At 37.6% G+C, this 19,476-nt stretch carries 18 protein-coding genes and 1 riboswitch; of the genes, 2 read left to right on the forward strand and 16 right to left on the reverse strand.

Features of this window, described 5'->3' with window-relative positions; genetic code table 11:
* Positions 1 to 16: 16 nt before the first annotated feature.
* The 15 genes from CRI88_RS09610 to CRI88_RS09675 all read right to left on the reverse strand — a co-directional run bounded on the left by CRI88_RS09610 (position 17) and on the right by CRI88_RS09675 (position 17,227).
* A complete protein-coding gene (locus CRI88_RS09610) occupies positions 17 to 1,768 on the reverse strand; it encodes a polysaccharide deacetylase family protein (RefSeq protein WP_058844827.1) in 1,752 nt (583 codons plus the stop codon).
* Positions 1,765 to 3,636, reverse strand: coding sequence for a glycosyltransferase family 2 protein (locus CRI88_RS09615; RefSeq protein ID WP_058844826.1), 1,872 nt, complete (start codon positions 3,634 to 3,636; stop codon positions 1,765 to 1,767). Before CRI88_RS09615 ends, CRI88_RS09610 begins: the two co-directional genes overlap by 4 nt.
* Positions 3,633 to 5,063: a polysaccharide deacetylase family protein gene (locus tag CRI88_RS09620; RefSeq protein ID WP_231745102.1), complete on the reverse strand. Its 1,431-nt coding sequence runs from the start codon at positions 5,061 to 5,063 to the stop codon at positions 3,633 to 3,635. The genes CRI88_RS09615 and CRI88_RS09620 overlap by 4 nt, the downstream gene beginning before the upstream one ends.
* Positions 5,064 to 5,079: 16 nt before the next feature.
* A complete protein-coding gene (locus CRI88_RS09625) occupies positions 5,080 to 6,405 on the reverse strand; it encodes a nucleotide sugar dehydrogenase (RefSeq protein WP_058844825.1) in 1,326 nt (441 codons plus the stop codon).
* Between the two features lie 521 nt (positions 6,406 to 6,926).
* A complete protein-coding gene (locus CRI88_RS09630; RefSeq protein ID WP_058844824.1) occupies positions 6,927 to 7,775 on the reverse strand; it encodes a MetQ/NlpA family ABC transporter substrate-binding protein in 849 nt (282 codons plus the stop codon).
* Between the two features lie 70 nt (positions 7,776 to 7,845).
* Positions 7,846 to 8,514: a methionine ABC transporter permease gene (locus tag CRI88_RS09635; protein WP_036119643.1), complete on the reverse strand. Its 669-nt coding sequence runs from the start codon at positions 8,512 to 8,514 to the stop codon at positions 7,846 to 7,848.
* A complete protein-coding gene (locus CRI88_RS09640; protein WP_036119655.1) occupies positions 8,504 to 9,532 on the reverse strand; it encodes a methionine ABC transporter ATP-binding protein in 1,029 nt (342 codons plus the stop codon). The genes CRI88_RS09635 and CRI88_RS09640 overlap by 11 nt, the downstream gene beginning before the upstream one ends.
* Positions 9,533 to 9,615: 83 nt before the next feature.
* A riboswitch (SAM riboswitch) is annotated at positions 9,616 to 9,719 on the reverse strand.
* Between the two features lie 56 nt (positions 9,720 to 9,775).
* A complete protein-coding gene (locus CRI88_RS09645; protein ID WP_036119641.1) occupies positions 9,776 to 10,087 on the reverse strand; it encodes a thioredoxin family protein in 312 nt (103 codons plus the stop codon).
* Between the two features lie 14 nt (positions 10,088 to 10,101).
* Entirely contained in the window at positions 10,102 to 10,443 is a 342-nt protein-coding gene (locus CRI88_RS09650; protein ID WP_036119638.1) for a toprim domain-containing protein, read from the reverse strand.
* Between the two features lie 91 nt (positions 10,444 to 10,534).
* On the reverse strand, positions 10,535 to 10,915 hold the full coding sequence (gcvH, locus tag CRI88_RS09655) for a glycine cleavage system protein GcvH (RefSeq protein ID WP_036119635.1): 381 nt from the start codon (positions 10,913 to 10,915) through the stop codon (positions 10,535 to 10,537).
* Between the two features lie 206 nt (positions 10,916 to 11,121).
* A complete protein-coding gene (locus CRI88_RS09660; protein ID WP_036119632.1) occupies positions 11,122 to 11,478 on the reverse strand; it encodes an arsenate reductase family protein in 357 nt (118 codons plus the stop codon).
* Positions 11,479 to 11,490: 12 nt separating this feature from the next.
* Positions 11,491 to 11,652 (reverse strand): hypothetical protein, encoded by a 162-nt coding sequence (locus CRI88_RS22440; protein WP_170832566.1) that lies wholly within the window; start codon positions 11,650 to 11,652, stop codon positions 11,491 to 11,493.
* A 57-nt stretch (positions 11,653 to 11,709) separates the two neighbouring features.
* Positions 11,710 to 13,494 carry an acyl-CoA dehydrogenase family protein gene (locus tag CRI88_RS09665; protein ID WP_036119631.1) on the reverse strand — a complete coding sequence of 595 codons (1,785 nt, stop codon included), beginning with the start codon at positions 13,492 to 13,494 and terminating at the stop codon, positions 11,710 to 11,712.
* Positions 13,495 to 13,620: 126 nt separating this feature from the next.
* Entirely contained in the window at positions 13,621 to 14,793 is a 1,173-nt protein-coding gene (locus tag CRI88_RS09670) for an acetyl-CoA C-acetyltransferase (protein ID WP_101966545.1), read from the reverse strand.
* Between the two features lie 49 nt (positions 14,794 to 14,842).
* Positions 14,843 to 17,227, reverse strand: coding sequence for a 3-hydroxyacyl-CoA dehydrogenase/enoyl-CoA hydratase family protein (locus CRI88_RS09675; protein ID WP_101966546.1), 2,385 nt, complete (start codon positions 17,225 to 17,227; stop codon positions 14,843 to 14,845).
* A 376-nt stretch (positions 17,228 to 17,603) separates the two neighbouring features.
* Between CRI88_RS09675 and CRI88_RS09680 the strand changes: the two genes are divergently transcribed.
* Positions 17,604 to 17,918, forward strand: coding sequence for a thioredoxin family protein (locus CRI88_RS09680; protein WP_101966547.1), 315 nt, complete (start codon positions 17,604 to 17,606; stop codon positions 17,916 to 17,918).
* Positions 17,919 to 17,977: 59 nt separating this feature from the next.
* The gene (locus CRI88_RS09685; RefSeq protein WP_101966548.1) at positions 17,978 to 18,481 is read left to right on the forward strand and encodes a C39 family peptidase; all 504 of its coding nucleotides are present in this window, start codon (positions 17,978 to 17,980) and stop codon (positions 18,479 to 18,481) included.
* An 86-nt stretch (positions 18,482 to 18,567) separates the two neighbouring features.
* On the opposite strand, the gene CRI88_RS09690 is transcribed toward CRI88_RS09685, so the two are convergent.
* Complete coding sequence (locus CRI88_RS09690; protein WP_101966549.1) at positions 18,568 to 19,455, reverse strand: 5'-3' exonuclease; 888 nt, start codon at positions 19,453 to 19,455, stop codon at positions 18,568 to 18,570.
* Between the last annotated feature and the right edge of the window lie 21 nt (positions 19,456 to 19,476).

The following is a 19,476-nucleotide window of genomic DNA, read 5'->3' on the forward strand; positions in this document are numbered from 1 at the left end:
CAAATTTCACCCCGATTTAGAAGGTTTCAATAAAGAAATCCACAACATGATTAAACATGGTGATGGTTTTATGCTTCACCTTCTCAAAATTCGTATATTGGTTCGTAAATATGGTTTGATCTTTACTGTCTGTAATTAATATATCCTCTATCAATGTATCGTAAATATCATCTGCATACTGTTCATGTGAAGTATCCTTTTTACTGTACAATGCACCAAATCCAATTTGTGACCCTTGTAACAATGGATTTATTTGAACGGTCTCGGATAATACATTATCAACATCTATTTCTATTTTATCCTTATTCACGGTAATGTTAAATACTCTTTTTTTCGTTAAGTTTCTTGGGTATTCTTTGTCATTAATCCGTGACCCATTTTGTGTATCTTGATAGGAATAAACGGTCGCTTTGTTAAAGGCATATTCCTCTTCATTCCATTTTATTTCATTTAACTGAAAACGCTGCTTTTCAACAATTCCTGCTCCTGGTAATTTTTCGCTAATCACAATCTCATTATCTACTAATGCAACTCGCAAATAGCTATTCGTTTTTTCATCGTAATTAATATAGAAGGCTTGCTGACCCACAACATTTCCCTTAAAAGTAAAATGCGCCTGATAGTTTTCGGGTAAGGCTTCCTTAAAGAGAATTCTCCCTTCACTTGATGGTGCTGATGTTAACGTAACTTCATTATTTTCAAATTCAGCAGCACCGTTCATTACATCCCACTTCTGTGCTAATGAAAGATCCCCTATTTTGAATTCAACATTTTGTTTACTAGCTTGACGGATTTTCATCATGACATGATTGGTTGACCAATAGGGGGAGACTTGCAAGCGATTTAAATTATACAAATCTGCCTCTCGATCATTATAGGCACCTAACTCTAAATTGAAGTGCATACGAAACTTGTCTTTAATTTCCTTATCATTGACATGCTGAACAAGTGGGTCCATATTGTTATACAGTGAGTTGGCATGCATAATTGCATAGGCTTTCGGCACTTCGCCAAACTCCTGTTGATAGATTTCCTCCATCAATGTGTAATCCTTGCGAATGCGTTTTTCCATCTCTAATCGTGTTTCACTTGGAATCATATATTGATTTCGAATAAAGTCCATTAAATAGTGGTTATAGTATTCTATCGTTGTTTTATTTGGTACATTATTTTCATCAATCACACCAAGAGACTGTCCCTTATCATTAAAAATATTAATATAGGTTAGCCTATATCCATTAGATCCTAGCTCCCAATAACCGCTTCGTTCCATTAGCTTTAAATCTTTAGGCTTTAAAAATTTATTGTCTCGCGTATCCATTTTATTAGCATACGTAAACATCGTCGCCTTATAATTTAATTTTTCCATAATATTTTGAGCAAAAATACTGGAGTCTGTTCGTCCATCCTCAAACGATAAATACAATGCTTTTTCTGGCAATGGTTTATCTTTTTGATAAAAATCTAAAATATCCTGTTGCGTAATGGTTTGATAACCTTGCTTTTCTAGCAATGTTAATTGTTCTTCTAAATTCTTTTTGGACACATATTTAGGTGAATCATTTCTACTCACACCGAAATAGGAAAGGGCAATAAAGCCCTCTTTATTGTTTAATGGTACCGTTTCAGCTGTTCGTTTCTCTGTTAAAAATACAGCTTTTATTAAAATAACAGCTAACAAAACTACAATGATTAATTGCACGATTGAACGGATGATTTTTCGACGATTTTTTTTTGCTGGCTGGAGTTCTATATTTCTCTCATTCATTCCTTCTCACCCATTTTTCTAATTTTTAACATCGAAAATCGGGATTTTCGTAATTTTTGCTTTTCCATTTTCTTTTCTTTCGCGAGAATGTCCTGAGGTGTCTCCCTTGTCCCCCATGTAGATTTCCAAAACGTCACCCAAGCAACTGGCATCTGCCAAAGCAAAATAAATTCATAATAGAGAACAAAGATAAAGCCAAATCCCCATAATTTACTTTTTCTAAAGAATAAATGAGCCAAACTCATTAGCATGGCCATTAGTAGTAAGCCAATTAAAAAAGTGGTTGGAAAAATACCATACATCAGTGGTACATAAATTAAGTTATAAACAACGACAATTGGTGCAGCAATCGGCACAATTAAACCAATAATGAAGAAAAGGAACATAAACGGTTCTTTTTTCCACATAAATAAAAATGCTCGTAATGATTCTCTTAGCCAAGAGCGTTTCCATCTCATTTGCTGTGATAAAAAAACTTTTGTGTCAGAGGGTACGATCGTTGAGCAAATGGCATTGTCCTGATAACCTGTTCGATGCGTTTTCAAAATATAGTTAGTCATACTGCGATCATCACCAAATGTCGCTGGCTGACCAAGAAATTTTTGATTGAGCCAGGCCTTTTCATTTTTTAAAATAAGCTCTTTTCGATAACATGCTAATGGCCCAGATAAGCAAGTAACCGTATCAAACCATGATTCAGCCGCTTTCATAATGCGGAAGGCGATATAATAACGGACCGTTTGTAATTTCGTTAGAGCATTCGTAAATTTATTTTCAACCTCAGTTCGGCCAGCTACACCACCCATTTTAGGATCTTGAAATGGCTGTACTAAATTGCGGATTGCATGTGGCTCTAAAAAGCTATCTGAATCCACAAAAACAACTAAATCATGCTTTGCTTGATGAACACCAGCTACTAACGCTTCCCGTTTCCCTCCATTTTGTGGCAGCTTATAAAACTGTAAGCGATCATTTGTCCTAAAACGCTCGCCCTCTTGATGAATAAGGTCAATCATGTCCTTTGCCTTTTCTTCTGTACGATCTGTTGAACAATCATCCACAACAATGACTTCTAATTTATCTACTGGATAATATTGATTGATACAGCTTGAAATTGTGCGATGAATCCATTCTTCCTCATTAAACACGGGGATAATAATCGATACACCTGGTTCAAACTTCGGATTGATTGGTACATTCTTATAGAAAATACCAAATATATATCTACTTAGTAGAAACGTAGCCGCAATAATACTATATAAATATAAAAATTTATTAAACCTAAAGTAAATCACACTTTCGGCTCGCATTAACATGACAATAAGTGATACAACCAATAAAAATAAACTGGCCATAAAAATAGAAATGCCCCAACGTTTTTTTGTCATATATTCATTCAAAGGCTGTAAAAATTCACAGGCAACGTAATACTGGATTTGTCCATCTATCTCTTTCGTAAAAAAACGTTTAACCTTAGCCTTTAACTTTACTTTAGCTTCATAGCCCTCAGGCATCGCTCCACCTGGTATTGTAAAATTCATTGTTAAAATTTCATCGATGAGTAAATGATGGGGCTGATTCGTGTAAACAAGGATACCTGTTACTGAAATATCCTCCGCATAGTATTTGTCTGAACTCACTTGACGTCGTGCTCGTTTAATTTGCACCTCAAAATGAGTTTCATAGCGCAAGCTTAGTTGTTGGAGCCGATAAATTTCATTCACATCGGCAGGATCAATTTCATCTTTCTGGTAGGATGCTCCACGCCGATTGACAAGGCTCCGTACATTTTCGGGATCAGGAATATTTGATAAAATCCGACGATCAGAGCGTGGTATGGTTAAAACCTCTTTTTTCGTTTTCATCATTCATTCACATCCCTATTTGAATCTTCTTCAATCCACGTCGACATTTTACTAAAGCTGTAACCATCTTGTTGCAGCTTTTCAATGATGAGTGGCAGTGCTTCTACCGTATTAGTTCCATCTAAAATGTGCATGACAATGACCTTTCCTGGCCCGACCCTAGACATCACTCGATCATAAATGTCTTGTGCTGTATACTCTAAATTCCAATCAAAAGAAGCTATATCATACATAGCAATCGTTTTAATGCCCGCAGCAGTGATGATTTTGGCTGTTCGCTCATCCATTATGCCTTGTGCTGGTCTAAAATAGAGTAGAGGTGGCTCTTGTAGCGCATAGGTCAAAGCCCTATGTGCTTTTACTAAATCGTCCTGTAAATCTTCGGGTGTCATTTTCGTAACATCTAGATGGTAATAGGAGTGACTAGCTACCTCATGACCTTCCTCTACAATCATCTTTGCTAATTGTGGATTTTTCTCCACGCCACTACCGATCAAGAAAAAGGTGCTTTTGATTTCATATTTACGTAAAATATCCAACACTTCTTTTACTCTTTTTTCATGTGCCCAGTCATCAAAAGTAATCGCAATCTCCTTTTTAGTCGTCTCTTTCCGATAATATAAATTCGGCTTGACCTGCTCATAATTTAAATTGGGGCTAACAGCATCATAACCAGCTATTTCTTCTACAGACTTTGTTAAATAGCGCTCATCTAATAAATCACTTAAAGTAGTAAAGGTATACTCCCGTTCGTTCGCTAATTGGGCTAATAAAGGAATGGCATCTATAATAGCAGGGTTAATGTATGTGTTGAGATGAATAATAGAGCCCCTATCAATATATTGGCCGATATAGTCGGTCAATTCCTGAGCACTTTGCATTTTTCGATCAAGTGGATTAATAGATAATCCAATAACGGCCTTCATATTTAGTGCCGCTGCTGCTAAGCGCATATTATCGGTAACATCACCTGAGCGACTACGAACAAATTGTGGTGTATAACCTAAATGCTCTTTAAAAATTTGATTGGTTAAAACGATTTCTTCATACGTTTGGTCATAATCTAAAATTGATACATCTGGAAATGTCAATGTACCATTTTGCACCTCATGTCCCCTTTTTAATATTTCTTTAACAAGCTCTGGCTCCTGAGCAACACGCATCCCCTCTAGAAAAAAGGTTGCTTTCATATTCGATTCATCTAATTTTGTCAGTAATAACTCCATCGTTTCATTATCTGCGAAGCCATTAAATGTTAAGGCAACCTTTGGCACAACTATATTGGCATGACTGATTAAGTCACTCATAGTACCATCAGATTTTTTGACGTCTATGGTAGAATCAACTGGGTGAATCGTTTCTTTAGGAGTAGATTGACAGCCTGCTAACAACAGTAGAATGAGCAGACCACATAGTTTAAGTTGTTTCATTTCCCATGAATTCTCCTTATAATTTGTAATAATTTTTATTTTTAAACAGAAAATGGGTATTTCGTGTATCAAAAATTAAAGAAGCCTGTTGGTCAATTAAAGAGTAATCAATATCTGAATGATTCGTTAAAATTAATACTGCGTCTGCCTGTTGGATTATTTCTACTGTTAGTAGGTCCGTCTTGACAAGAGCTTGCTCTACAGAAAAGGTTTCAATAAAAGGATCGATAATCTTTAACTGACACTGATTATCTAGTAGTTGTTGAATAACACGAAGTGCTGGAGATTCACGTGAATCATTTATATTGGGCTTATAAGTAACGCCAATGACAACAATGTTTGCCTTACACAGCTCTTTACTTTGTAGACGTAAGTAGTTTTCTAATCTGTTCACAACAAAATGAGGCATGGAATCATTGACTTTATCTGCCGCTTCAATTAGCGTTGCCGAGATCCCGTGTTGTTGTCCTGCCCACAATAAGTATTTAGGATCGACTGGAATACAATGCCCTCCTACTCCTGGTCCAGGTGTAAATGGCATAAAACCATATGGCTTTGTAGAAGCTGCATGAATGACTTCCCAAATATCGATATCCATTTTGTAGCAAATCTGACTTAACTCGTTGACAAGGGCAATATTAATTTGACGAAATGTATTTTCCAGCAATTTCTCCATCTCAGCCACTCTTGGGCTTGAAACAGGACAAACATTGGTATGAATGACTGTTTCATAAAAGATCTTTGATACTTCTAAGCATGCTGCAGTTATTCCACCAACCACTTTAGGCGTATTCGATACGGAAAAGTTGATATTTCCTGGATCCACACGTTCTGGTGAATAGGCTAAAAATAAATTTTGACCAATCACAAAACCATAGTTTTCTAAAATAGGCTGGACAATTTCTTCTGTTGTCCCAGGATACGTTGTGCTTTCAAGAATAACTAACCCATTCGTCTTGATATATTGTCCGATGGTATGTGTTGCTTCTTTTATATATGAAATATCGGGAGTTCCTTCTGCAGTAGTAGGTGTAGGCACACAAATCATAACGACATCCACTTGTGAAAGCTTAGAAAAATCATTCGTTGGCTCAAATTGATTACTCTTTAGCATTTGCTGTATATTTTCTTTAGGTAGATCAGCGATATAACTATGACCATTTTGTAACTGCATGATTTTATCTTGGTTTTTATCAAAGCCTATTACCTGAAACCCACTTTGAACCATTTCCACTGCAAATGGTAACCCTACATAGCCAAGCCCAATAACCCCAATTGTAGCTTTTTTTGTGTGGATTTTTTTTGATAAAGCTTTGCTTAATGATGTCGTTTCAATTGTCATAAAAAATTACTCCTTTATCTAATCTAGTAGTCCATTGTCATCGTTCTTTTCGTTACAGCTTCGTTTGACCATAGTTATTCATGGCAAGCATTCTGCAAAGTAATTTGTCACTTCTCATCATCGTACTGTACAGACTCCTTTCATCGCTACATACTTACGTATGATTTTTCTAGTCAAAATAGATTAAAAAAATAAATTTAACTCAAAAAAACTTCATCAACATTTATATAGTACTAATTATAACTAAACAATTTCTAAACAATTATAAAATATACTCATAAACACCTACATTTTATGTAATTTAATAATATTTGTGCAATAATGTTCATCCTATTTAACAAATAATTTCAGAATTACTTTCTAACTCTAAAAAAATCAACACTAAATTATATTAATTATTGGTAAATCAACATTTTTTAATAATTGCAATAAAAATAACCCCCTCAAGTATCATTAATGAGCAATACTTGAGGGGGCTAATAAAAAAGTAAGTGAGTTAGATCACTCACTTACCCTTTGAATTATTGTACTGGTACTACTGCACCTTTCCATTCTTCTAAAATGAAGTCTTGGATTTCTTTAGAAGTTAATACTTCTAATAATTTTTTAATTTCTGGTCTTGTTTCGTCGCCTGCACGTACTGCGATGATATTCACATATGGAGATTCTTTGTCTTCAAGAGAAATAGCATCTTCGATTGGATTTAAACCATTATCGATCGCAAAGTTAGAGTTGATAAGTACTGCATCGCCCTCATCATTTTCATACATTTGTACAAGCATTTCTGGTGCAGTATTCGCATCGAATTTAAAGTTTTTAGGATTTTCTTCAATATCCTTTATTTCTGCTGCCGTTTTATCAATACCTTCTTTTAATTTAATTAAGCCTTTAGCTTCCATTAATGATAGCATACGACCGTGGTCTGATACTGAGTTAGAAAGTAAGATTGTTGCGCCTTCAGGTAGATCTTCTAAAGTTTTATATTTTTTTGAGTAAATACCGATTGGTTCAATATGAACGCCACCAGCATTCACGAAATCATAGCCATTATCTTTAATTTGTAACTCCAAGTATGGAATATGTTGGAAGTAGTTTGCATCAAGTGTTTTTGAATCTAGATCTTGGTTTGGAAGAACATAATCTGTATAAGTTTCAATTTCAAGGTCGATGCCTTCTTTAGCTAAAATTGGTTTTGCTTTATCTAGGATGACTGCGTGTGGTGTATTAGAAGCACCTACTTTTAATGTTACATTGTCTTTACTATCTGTTTGATCAGATGCTGAATTGGCATCTTCCTTTTTATCTGTACCACAAGCTGCTAATGCTAGTACAAGTATAGATAAAAATAATCCTGCTAATAACTTTTTCATTTATGACACTCCCTTTTATTTGTTTCAAATATGTTAGCGGTTAGAACCGGATTAACCTCTTTTAGTCTTACTAACGTTTATCGATCTTCACCGTTATGAGATCACCAATCCATTGAATGATAAATACAACTACTAAAATCAAAATAGTTGCCATTAATGTCACATCTTGGCGATTTCGTTGGAAGCCGTCTAGGAAAGCTAAGTTACCAAGACCACCTGCACCGATAATCCCTGCCATTGCAGTATAACCAACGAGGGCAACAGCCGTTACAGTAATTCCTGAAATTAGTGCTGGTAAAGATTCAGGGATCAGTACTTTCCAAATAATTGTGGATGTTTTTGCCCCCATTGAACGGGCTGCTTCAATGACACCTTTATCTATTTCACGTAACGCAATCAATACCATACGAGCGTAGAACGGGGCTGCACCAATAATTAGAGCAGGTAATGCCGCATTTGCTCCCCGAATCGTACCAAGTAAGAATTTCGTAAATGGAATTAATAAAATAATTAACACGATAAATGGGATGGAGCGGAAAATATTAACGATTGAACCCGTTAAAAAGTTAACCATTTTATTAGCCCATAGCTGATTAGGGCTTGTTAAAAATAGAACGATCCCAATGACTAACCCAAGAATAAATGTGACAACTGTAGAAATTGCCGTCATGTACAATGTTTCATACATAGCTTGCCACATATTTTCCCAGTCTACGTTTGGAAAAAGATTAGTTAGCATTTGCGATCACCTCCGTTTGTACTTCGACTGTATTTAAATAACGAAGGGCTTCAGCCACATTTGTTTTCGAGCCATCAATTTGCACAATCAGTGTACCGTATGCACCGTTTTTCGTTTGCGAAATATTACCATGAACAATGCTTACTTCTACATCAAATTGTTTCACAAGATGTGAGATAACCGGCTGCTCGGTCTTTTCACCAACAAAAATCAGTTTGACAAGTTGTCCAGTTGGATAATTTGTTTTGATTTGTGCCACCGTATCCTGTGTTTCCTTTGTATCTGTAATCTGAGATACGAATTTTTTAGTGATAGCCGCTTGTGGTGCTTGGAAAACTTGCAATACCTCACCACGTTCCACTATTTCGCCTGCCTCCATGACCGCTACACGATGACAAATTTTGCGGATGACATGCATTTCATGGGTAATCAAAACGATTGTTAGGCCTAAACGTTCATTGATATCAACGAGTAAATCAAGAATGGCATCCGTCGTTTCAGGATCGAGTGCGGAAGTCGCCTCATCACATAGTAAAACCTCTGGATTATTCGCTAATGCACGGGCAATCCCTACACGCTGCTTTTGTCCACCAGAAAGCTGGGATGGATATGCCCTGTCACGTCCCTCTAGACCAACAAGTGCAATTAATTCCTTCACTCGTGCTTCACGTTGAGCCTTTGAAACACCTGCTATTTCTAGTGGAAATGCAATATTTTCGGCAACTGTTCTAGACCAAAGTAAATTGAAATGTTGGAAAATCATACTTACCTTTTGTCTAGCTGCTCTAAGCTTTTGCCCTTTAATCGATGAAAACTCTTGACTGTTCACCGTTACTGTTCCTGTTGTCGGTTTCTCTAAACCGTTTAATAAACGAATCATGGTACTTTTACCAGCGCCACTATAGCCGATAATGCCAAAAATTTCACCTTTATTGATGGTAAGGTTGACGTCTTTGACTGCCGTTAATTCGCCATTTGCTGTTTTGTACTTCTTCGTAATATTTTGAAGCTGGATCATAGCGAATACTCCTTTTCTCATATAGAAAACCCCTTCACTCACAGACAAGTAGAAGGGGTCACGTATAATAACGTTAAACCGTTCTCTCATCTTTCAAAGAAAAATCTTTGAGTGATTTGGCACCTTTTCACTTTGTGATGGTTGCCGGGCTTCATAGGGCACTTCCCTCCGCCACTCTTTATAAGAGTTCGATATATTTAATGTTTTAGTAATATATTTGATACTTTACCACGCTAGTAAAGTTCAGTCAATTGATTTTTTTAACAATTCGTATAAAAATGGTACGGATTGAAAAGCATAAATCTTATCTGTCACTTTTCCGCCATCACTAACAAGTAAACACGGAACACTTTCAATTTGATGCTCAACAGCAACATGCTCTAAAAAATTTATATTCGCTTTACCTATTGGTAGCTGTGGCAGTAATTGTTCAATAATGGCCATCATTTTAGATGCCACTGCACACGTTCCACACATCGGTGTATATAAATAAAATGCAGCTTTCTGTCCCGACTGTTTAGCCGTTTCCCACTGCTCTTTTGACCATTCTTCCATTTCCTCACGCAACCTTACAAAATATATTCATTATGGATTGAAAAATGTGCACGCAGTAATATCATCGCTAACACTTTTCTTGGTGTCGTCTCTACTTCCTTATAGGTTGGCATTGTACGTAAATGCTCTGCCTCTGGATAATGTCTGTCCATTAATGCACGTAGCTTATCGCCTGAAGTATCTGCATCAAAAAAAGTAAATAGCTCACAGCTCTCATAGGGATCAAGCAGCTCTTCTAATTGATGCACACCAATTGTACCATTCGTACATAGTATTGTAACATTCTCATTTAAAATTGGCTCAATTTGTAGCTTATCTGAGCGTCCTTCTACTATTAAGCATTTTCCCTCGAACATTACGCCACCTCCATTTAGACATACCCACTTATAAGTCATTATATAACAAAAAACGCCGGTAGTTTCCGACGTTTTTCGATTATAGCTTGTCTTATTCAGCGATCATTTCTTCGTATTGCTCTGCTGTCATTAGTTTTTCAACTTCTGATGCATCAGCAGGCTCCACAACGATCATCCATGCTTTTTCATATGGTGATTCATTAACGAATTCTGGGCTATCTTCTAAATCTGCATTTACTTCAACTACAGTACCTGAGATTGGTGCATACAATTCAGAAACAGTTTTAACTGATTCTACGCTACCGAATGGATCATCTGTTTTGATTTCGTCGCCAACTTGTGGAAGCTCAACGAAAACGATATCTCCTAATTCAGATTGTGCGAAGTGAGTAATACCAATACGTACTTTTCCATCTTCTGTTTTTACCCATTCATGTTCTTCAGAATAACGTAAGTCTTTAGGTGTGCTCATGCAAAAAACCCCTCCATAAATATGTAATATATTCACTTTCAGTGTGCCATACTTCTCCTATAAAAACAAGATTCAATTACGTGCCAGCTTAATTGCAGTCCACAATTTTTTCAAGTTACTTGAAATACATCTCTGTTAAAAATTTGTGACATCTGCCAGTGACTTTATCTCGGTTAGAAGAGTCGTTCGATCCTGTTTAAATACGGCTATTTCCAAGTTTGCTCAAAATCTGATTCTTTAAACCCTAGCGTTACTTTTTGGCCATCCGTTACGATTGGACGTTTGATTAACATCCCATCAGAAGCAAGTAGCTCCAGCTGCTCATCTTCAGTCATTTCCGCTAGCTTGTCCTTTAAACCAAGCTCACGATATTTCATACCCGATGTATTAAAAAATTTCTTCAAAGGCAGTCCACTGGCTTGCCAAATGGCTGTTATTTCATCCTTTGTTGGCGATTGCTCTACAATGTGTACCTCTTCATAGGAAACCTCATGATCATTTAACCACTTTTGTGCTTTTTTACATGTCGTACATTTCGGATAATGGATAAATTGAATCGTCATTAAAATGCTCCTCTACTGTCTTTTTCTGTAGTATACCATCATAATTGTTTCGAATGGTGGAACTTCTCTCATTTTCGTAAGCCTATCCATCCGTTTTGCTGTTCTATTCATCACTTTCTCCATTTTATCCGTCAATCTAGCTGTTCTATCCGTCAGTTTCACGCTTCTATCCATCTCTCATAAAAAAACCTAGCTATCCTCTTACAGATAGCTAAGTGAAAGTGTATGCTATTAAACAATATATTTTTCAGCTTCGATTAGTTTAACAGAAGCTTCACGTTTCTTCGCAATTAAGTTATAAGGATTATTGCGTGTTAATTTACGAAGTGCAGATAATGTCATACGTGCTGCATCGCCATCTGCTGAAGCAAGAATTGTGTCTTTTGCTTCTTTTTCGATTTCTGTGAATGCTTCTTGGCAGAAGATTTGCGTGTATAGCAATTTCTGCTGTGCTTTTTCAGCGCCATCACGAGCAATTGCCTTTTCTGTACGTAAGACAGCTGACTCCATTGCAAATAATTGGTTAGCGATATTAGCAATATTCACTAATACCTCTTGCTCCTGATCAAGCTTCGCACCAAAGCGTTGTGCTGCTAAGCCTGCAGCTAATACAGCAATCTTCTTAGCATTTTTCACTAAATATTTTTCTTGTGCTAGTGGCTCTGTACCGATGTCTTCTGGCATTAACATTAGCAGCTCTTGCTGTAAATTTTGAGCAACTTGTAATAAAGGAAGCTCGCCTTTTAGCGCCTTTTTCATAAATGTGCCAGGGACAATCATGCGGTTAATTTCATTTGTACCTTCAAAAATTCGATTAATACGAGAATCACGGTAAATACGCTCTACCTCATATTCAGCCATAAAGCCATAACCGCCATGTAATTGTACGGCTTCATCTGCAATATAATCTAATGTTTCCGACCCAAATACTTTCGCAATAGAGCATTCAATTGCATACTCAGCAATAGCACCTGCAATTACTTTTCCTTGCTTTTGCTCTTCAAGGCTTAACTGGCTTAAACGATCCTCAAATAGACCAACAGTACGATAGTTTAATGATTCGGACGCGTACAATTGAGAAGCCATTGTTGACAATTTCTCTTTTGTTAGATTGAAATCAGAAAGCTTTGTTTTAAATTGCTGACGTTGGTTTGTATACTGGATAGCTAACTCCAATGCACGTTTAGAGCCACCAATTGTGCCCACACCAAGCTTATAACGACCAATATTTAAAATGTTGAAGGCAATGACATGCCCACGACCAATTTCACCTAATAGATTTTCTACAGGTACTTCCGCATCTTCTAATACTAATGTACGAGTTGACGATGATTTAATCCCCATTTTCTTCTCTTCCGGGCCTACTGAAACGCCATTGTAGGCACGTTCTACGATAAAGGCAGAGAATTTATCACCATCAATTTTTGCATAAACAACAAATACGTCAGCAAAACCTGCATTTGTAATCCATTGCTTCTCACCATTTAAAATATAATGTGTGCCTGCCTCATTTAATTTCGCAGTCGTTTTTGCCCCTAGAGCATCTGAACCTGAGCCTGGCTCTGTTAATGCGTATGCTGCGATTAATTCACCTGAAGCAAGCTTAGGTAAATATTTTTTCTTTTGATCTTCATTACCAAATAGAACGATTGGTAGTGAACCAATCCCAACATGTGCACCATGTGTGATGGAAAAACCACCTGCAACAGACATTTTCTCAGCAATTAAAGCTGAAGAAACTTTGTCTAGTCCAAGCCCTTCATATTCTTCTGGCACATCTGCTCCAAGCAAACCTAATTCGCCTGCACTTTTTAGGAGACGCACTGAATGCTCAAATTCATGGTGCTCTAAATTTTCAACTACTGGTAAAACTTCATTTGCTACATATTCCTCTGTTGTTTTAGCAATCATCTTATGCTCGTCAGTGAAATCTTCTGGTGTAAATACACGATTTAATTCCACATCTTCAATTAGAAATCCGCCGCCTTTAATGAAATCAGTTGTTTTTTCAGTCATGATAAATTCCTCCCAATATATCTATTTTGATTGTTTAATCCCCAAATGAACATGTATAGAAAAGCTTGATGTGAACATGTTCGGAGGCAACCGTAAACCGTACACCTCAAGCTGATCTAGAAAATTTTATAAAATTTCAAATACACCAGCAGCACCCATGCCGCCACCAATACACATTGTCACCACGCCATATTTCTTCCCTTGACGCTTCAATTCATGAATAAGCTTTAACGTTAAAATAGCTCCTGTAGCACCTAGAGGGTGACCTAATGCAATTGCTCCACCATTGACATTGACTTTTTCTTGGTCGATGCCTAAATGACGTACTACCTGTAATGATTGAGAAGCAAATGCTTCATTGATTTCCCATAAATCAATGTTATCTATGGATAAACCTGCAATTTCTAACGCTTTAGGTACTGCCACAATCGGACCAATTCCCATTACTTCAGGAGGCACACCACCAACAGCAAAGCCTAGGAATTTTGCCATTGGTGTCAGTCCTTGCTGTTCGGCCTCCTCACGATCCATCACTAGTACAGCTGCTGCACCATCAGAAGTTTGGGAGGCATTACCAGCCGTTACACTGCCCTTTACATGGAAAGCTGGACGCAATTTTGCTAAGCCTTCAACTGATGTACCTGGTCGTACACCTTCATCCATACTAAATGTAAATTTTTTTACTTGTGGTTTATTGTGATCGTCTACGTAATGCTGTTCCACTTCGATTGGTACAATTTCATCATTGAATTTACCTTCTTTAATCGCCTTTTCAGCAAGAACATGCGAGCGAACTGCAAAGGCATCTTGATCTTCACGACTAACATTGTACTGGCGAGCCACTTCCTCAGCCGTATGCCCCATACCCATATAATATTGAGGAGCCGATTCAGCTAATGTCGGATTTAAGCGTGGTGTATTCCCCACCATCGGCACCATACTCATAGACTCGACACCGCCAGCTAGAATCACCTTTGAATGACCTAGCATAATTCGTTCTGCTGCATACGCAATTGCCTGTAAACCTGATGAACAAAATCTATTAATCGTTAGCGCAGGAGTTGTATCTGGTAATCCTGCTAGTGCCCCAATACTACGTGCTACATTCATCCCTTGCTCTGCTTCAGGCATCGCACAGCCTAAAATTAAATCATCAATCGGTCCTTCATAGCCCGCTCTTTTCAATGTTTCTTTGACTACGACAGCACCAAAATCATCTGGTCTTACTGTTGCTAAAGAACCTTTTTTTGCTTTTCCAATTGGAGTTCGTGCTCCTGCTACAATAACGGCTTCACGCATCGTATTAATCCCCCTTTGTTTCATGTGCAAGATTGATCTATTTTGTCAATTAGTTACGAAGTGGTTTACCTTTTAACAGCATGTGTTGCATTCTTTGCTGAGAAAGTGGGTCAGCAACAAGGCTAAGGAAAGCCTCACGCTCTAAGTTCAATAGATACTGTTCGTCAACTAATGTACCGTACGGAACCTTACCACCCGCAATGACATAAGCTAATTTTTTAGCAATTTTTAAATCATGTTCGCTGATAAAGCCTGACTCAAACATGCCTTGCGCACCGATGAGTAATGTTCCGTAGCCTGATGCACCGACCACTGGCACTTTTGTTGGTACAGGTGGTTGATAGCCCGCTTCGTAAAGCGCTAATGCAGCTTGCTTCGCATCATATAATTGATGGTCTGGGTTAACAGAAATACCATCTGCAAAGTTTAAGAAGTTATTTTCACGTGCTTCCTCACCAGAAGTTGAAACCTTCGCCATTGCAATTGTTTCAAATACTTTATTAGCAATATGTTGATAGTCTACATCTACGCCGTTCGGTAAGCCCTTTAGGAATTTTTGATAAAGCGCTTTATTACCACCGCCGCCTGGAATTAAACCAACGCCAACTTCCACTAAGCCCATATACGTTTCCATCGTTGCTTGAATATGTGCAGCTGGTAAGCAAACCTCTGCTCCTCCACCCAATGTCATGGCAAAAGGTGCTGCCACAACAGGCTTACGTGAATATTTGATTTTTTGCATAGCATCTTGGAATGCCTTAATTACGAAATCTAGCTCAAAAATATTATCATCCTGTGCTTCTACTAAAATCATCCCTAGATTTGCACCTACACAGAAGTTTTTCCCTTGATTGCCGATTACTAAGCCTTTATAGTTAGCCTCTACTTCATCAACCGCAAAGTTAATCATTTGGATAATATCTAAACCAATTGCGTTCGATTGTGAATGGAACTCAAGCAGTGCAACTCCATCACCTAAATCTATTAAACTAGCACCTGTGTTTGATTTAATAACACCATGCTTTTTCTTATAGCGCTTTAAGTTAATCTCTTTTTCATTGACTGGAACTTTCACATATTGCGAACCATCGTAGTAAGCTACATCGCCATCTAATTCAGAATAAAATGTCTCAAAGCCATTCGCTAACATCTCTTTGACAAATGCAGGGACTTCTCGACCTTCAGCCTCCATTTTTGCTACAGATTCTTGTACACCAATAGCATCCCAAATTTCAAATGGTCCTTGTTGCCAGCCGAAGCCCCATTTCATGGCATTATCAATGGCTACAACATCATCTGCAATTTCACCGTGTAGCTGTGCTGAGTAAATTAATGTTGGAGCAAAGATCCCCCACAATAACTCACCTGTACGATCCTTTGCATAGGTTAATGCCTTCACTTTATTAGCTAACCCACGTGTTTGTTTCGCCATTTCAATAGAAGCTGTTTTTAACTTTTTCGCTGGACTATATGATAATGTTGTTGGATCAATCTCAAGTATCTCTTTTCCCTGTTTTAAGAAGAAACCTTGACCCGATTTTGCACCTAACCAGCCATTTTCAACCATTTTTTGTAAAAATTCAGGAACTGCAAATACTTGCTGTTCCTCATCTGTTGTTTGATCGTAAACATTTTTTGCTACATGAATAAATGTATCTAAACCAACAACGTCTAGTGTACGGAAAGTTGCAGATTTTGGACGACCAATAAGTGGACCTGTTACAGAGTCTACTTCACCAACTGAATAACCACCTTTTAACATTTCCTGTAATGTTATCAGTAAGCCATATGTTCCGATGCGGTTTGCAATAAAGTTTGGTGTGTCCTTCGCCAGTACAACACCTTTACCAAGCACATCTTCCCCAAATGTTTTCATGAAACTAACTACTTCAGGAGCAGTTGTATTAGCAGGAATCACCTCTAGTAATTTTAAATAGCGAGGTGGGTTGAAAAAGTGTGTGCCAAGGAAATGCTTTTTAAAATCATCTGAACGTCCCTCTGCCATAGCATCAATACTAATACCAGATGTATTTGAACTAATGATTGTTCCCGGTGTACGAACAGCATCAATTTTTTCATAGAGACTTTGTTTAATTGGTAAATTTTCCACAACAACTTCGATAATCCAATCTACATCTTTTAGTTTCCCTAGATCATCTTCAAAGTTGCCAACCGTTAGTAGTGATAAATTTTTCTTAGAAGTAAGTGGTGCTGGCTTTTGCTTTAATAACTTTTGCAAAGCTCCGTTTACAATACGATTTCTTACAGCTGGATGCGCTAAAGAAAGACCCTTTGCTTCTTCCTCTTGCGTCAGTTCCTTCGGTGCGATATCCAATAGTAATGTTGGTATACCGATGTTTGCTAAATGTGCTGCAATTCCAGAGCCCATCACCCCAGAACCTAGAACAGCTGCTTTTTTAATGTTGTAAGTCACAAGCAATTCCCCCTTATTCTCCCATTGAATGAATAGCCATTCATTTTTTGGCCAAAAAAATATCAAGTGTACCTTAGTGGATTTTGTCTTGTTGTTGGATGAGATTCACTCCATTCAACCAAGCACTACTAAGGTTTATCTCCGTTCCCATTACAACTCTTAATGAATGAAGATAAAACTACTTTTCTGTTTTTAGTGTAGATTATTTTGTCTAATTTAGCAATCTTTTTTCAAGAATTATTTTTTGCAATATACATCTTTTTTTGTTCTTTACGAGCTAAAAGCAGACAATATGTAGCGATCAAAACGGCCAAACAGAAAACTTTCAGGTTGAGAGAAAAATGTGTAGAATGAAAAGCAAGGAGAGTGAATACTTATGAAAACAATTACTACTGCAGAACAATTTAATGAACTAATCGCTGGTGACCAAAAAGTGCTAGTGAAATTTTACGCTGGCTGGTGCCCAGATTGCACACGCATGAATATGTTCATCGATCCAATCATTGAAGAGTACAGCCAATATGATTGGTATGAGCTAAATCGTGATGAGCTTCCAGAAATCGCTGACAAATATGATGTTATGGGAATCCCAAGCTTATTGATTTTCCAAAACGGTGAAAAACTTGCACACTTACACAGTGCCAATGCCAAAACACCTCAGCAAGTAACAGAATTTTTAGCTGCACAATAATAATGAATAAAGAGCTGCATTTCTTCTTGAAATGCAGCTCTTTTTGGGAGGGAAACATGATGCACCAACAATTGGCTTTATATGGAACATCACAATATGATTCATCCATTGCACCAAGCTATCGAAATTCTGCCTGTGGGCCCACTACGATTTACGTCATTTTACACTATTTGAACAGTTCAGCTCCTTCTATTAATAAGCTTTATCGACAGCTTGGTGGCACAAAAATTGGTTTGTTCAAATGGCGACTGATTCACAACCTCCGCGAAATGCAACCCACCTGGAATATTCGAACTTGTTCACTAAAAGAAGCTTTACAAGAAATTGACGCAGGTCGCCCTGTTGCTATGCGTTTTGACCGCTATTTTAGCCTACAGTGGCAGAATAAAAAATCAACCTTTGCCTACCATTGGGTACCGCTTATTGGCTATACCATAAAAAATGATGCGCTATGGTTAATATTTCATGATAATGGTGGGCCACAACGGGACAGTCAAATTCGGCAGGCTCTCTATAAAGACAATGTCAAGGTATTATCGTTCGTTAAAATAACACCTCAGTAGGGCAAATAATGAATCGTCCTTATTTGCTCTCTCCACTCATTTCTCATAAAAAAACAGAGCATATTGCTATACTCTGTGATGATCCATTAAATAAGGGAATATAATGAGCGTGCGTGCTTTGCAATTAGCGTGTAGCCACTCTCTTCTATCTCTTTAAAAATTTGCGGTTCATAGTTTGGTAACATGAGGCTTGTAAAATCGGCATCAATTGGAACATTCGTTTGAATTGTTGCAAGCTCATGGGATAATTGCAGCATGTCCAAATTCTCTTGAATTTTTGTCCGTTGCCCTGGCTTCAATTCACCGAGTGACGCTAAAATTTTGTCAATCGAGCCATATGTTTGAATTAACGTTAGTGCTTGCTTAGGACCAATCCCCTTCACACCTGGATAGCCATCACTTGTATCACCCATAAAGGCTTTAACCTGTGCAAACTGTGTTGGTTCAATACTATATTCTTCTTTAAAGCGAGCATGTGTATAAATATCGTATTCTGTGTAGCCTTTTTTCATAAAGGCAATTTCTGTAGATGGTCTTAAAAGCTGAAGCAAGTCCTTATCACCACTAATGACAGTAATGTCTGCCTGTTCCTGCCATTTGGTAATCATCGAGCCAATTAAATCATCAGCCTCCATGCCCTTCACTCCGAAATTTTGCCAGCCAATTTGCTGTGATAAATTTTTCGCCATATCAAATTGAGGGAGCATTTCCTCTGGTGGTGCTGGGCGATTCGCTTTATAGCCATCATATAAATCATTGCGGAATGTATGTGCCCCCATATCCCAGCAAACAGCCATATGTGTTGGCTTCATGATCGATTGTGCCGTTAACACATGTCGCACAAATCCTTGGGCTCCATTAGTCGGTGTTCCATCTGCCAGACGAATAAAATGCCCCATTGCAGCGGAAGCGAAAAATGACCGGAATAACAGTGCCATCCCGTCAATAATCAATAGTTTTGGTTTTGTTGTCATGCTATATTTCCTCTCTATTAC

This window comes from Lysinibacillus fusiformis (assembly GCF_002845985.1).
In the GTDB taxonomy this organism is placed as follows: Bacteria; Bacillota; Bacilli; order Bacillales_A; family Planococcaceae; genus Lysinibacillus; species Lysinibacillus fusiformis_D.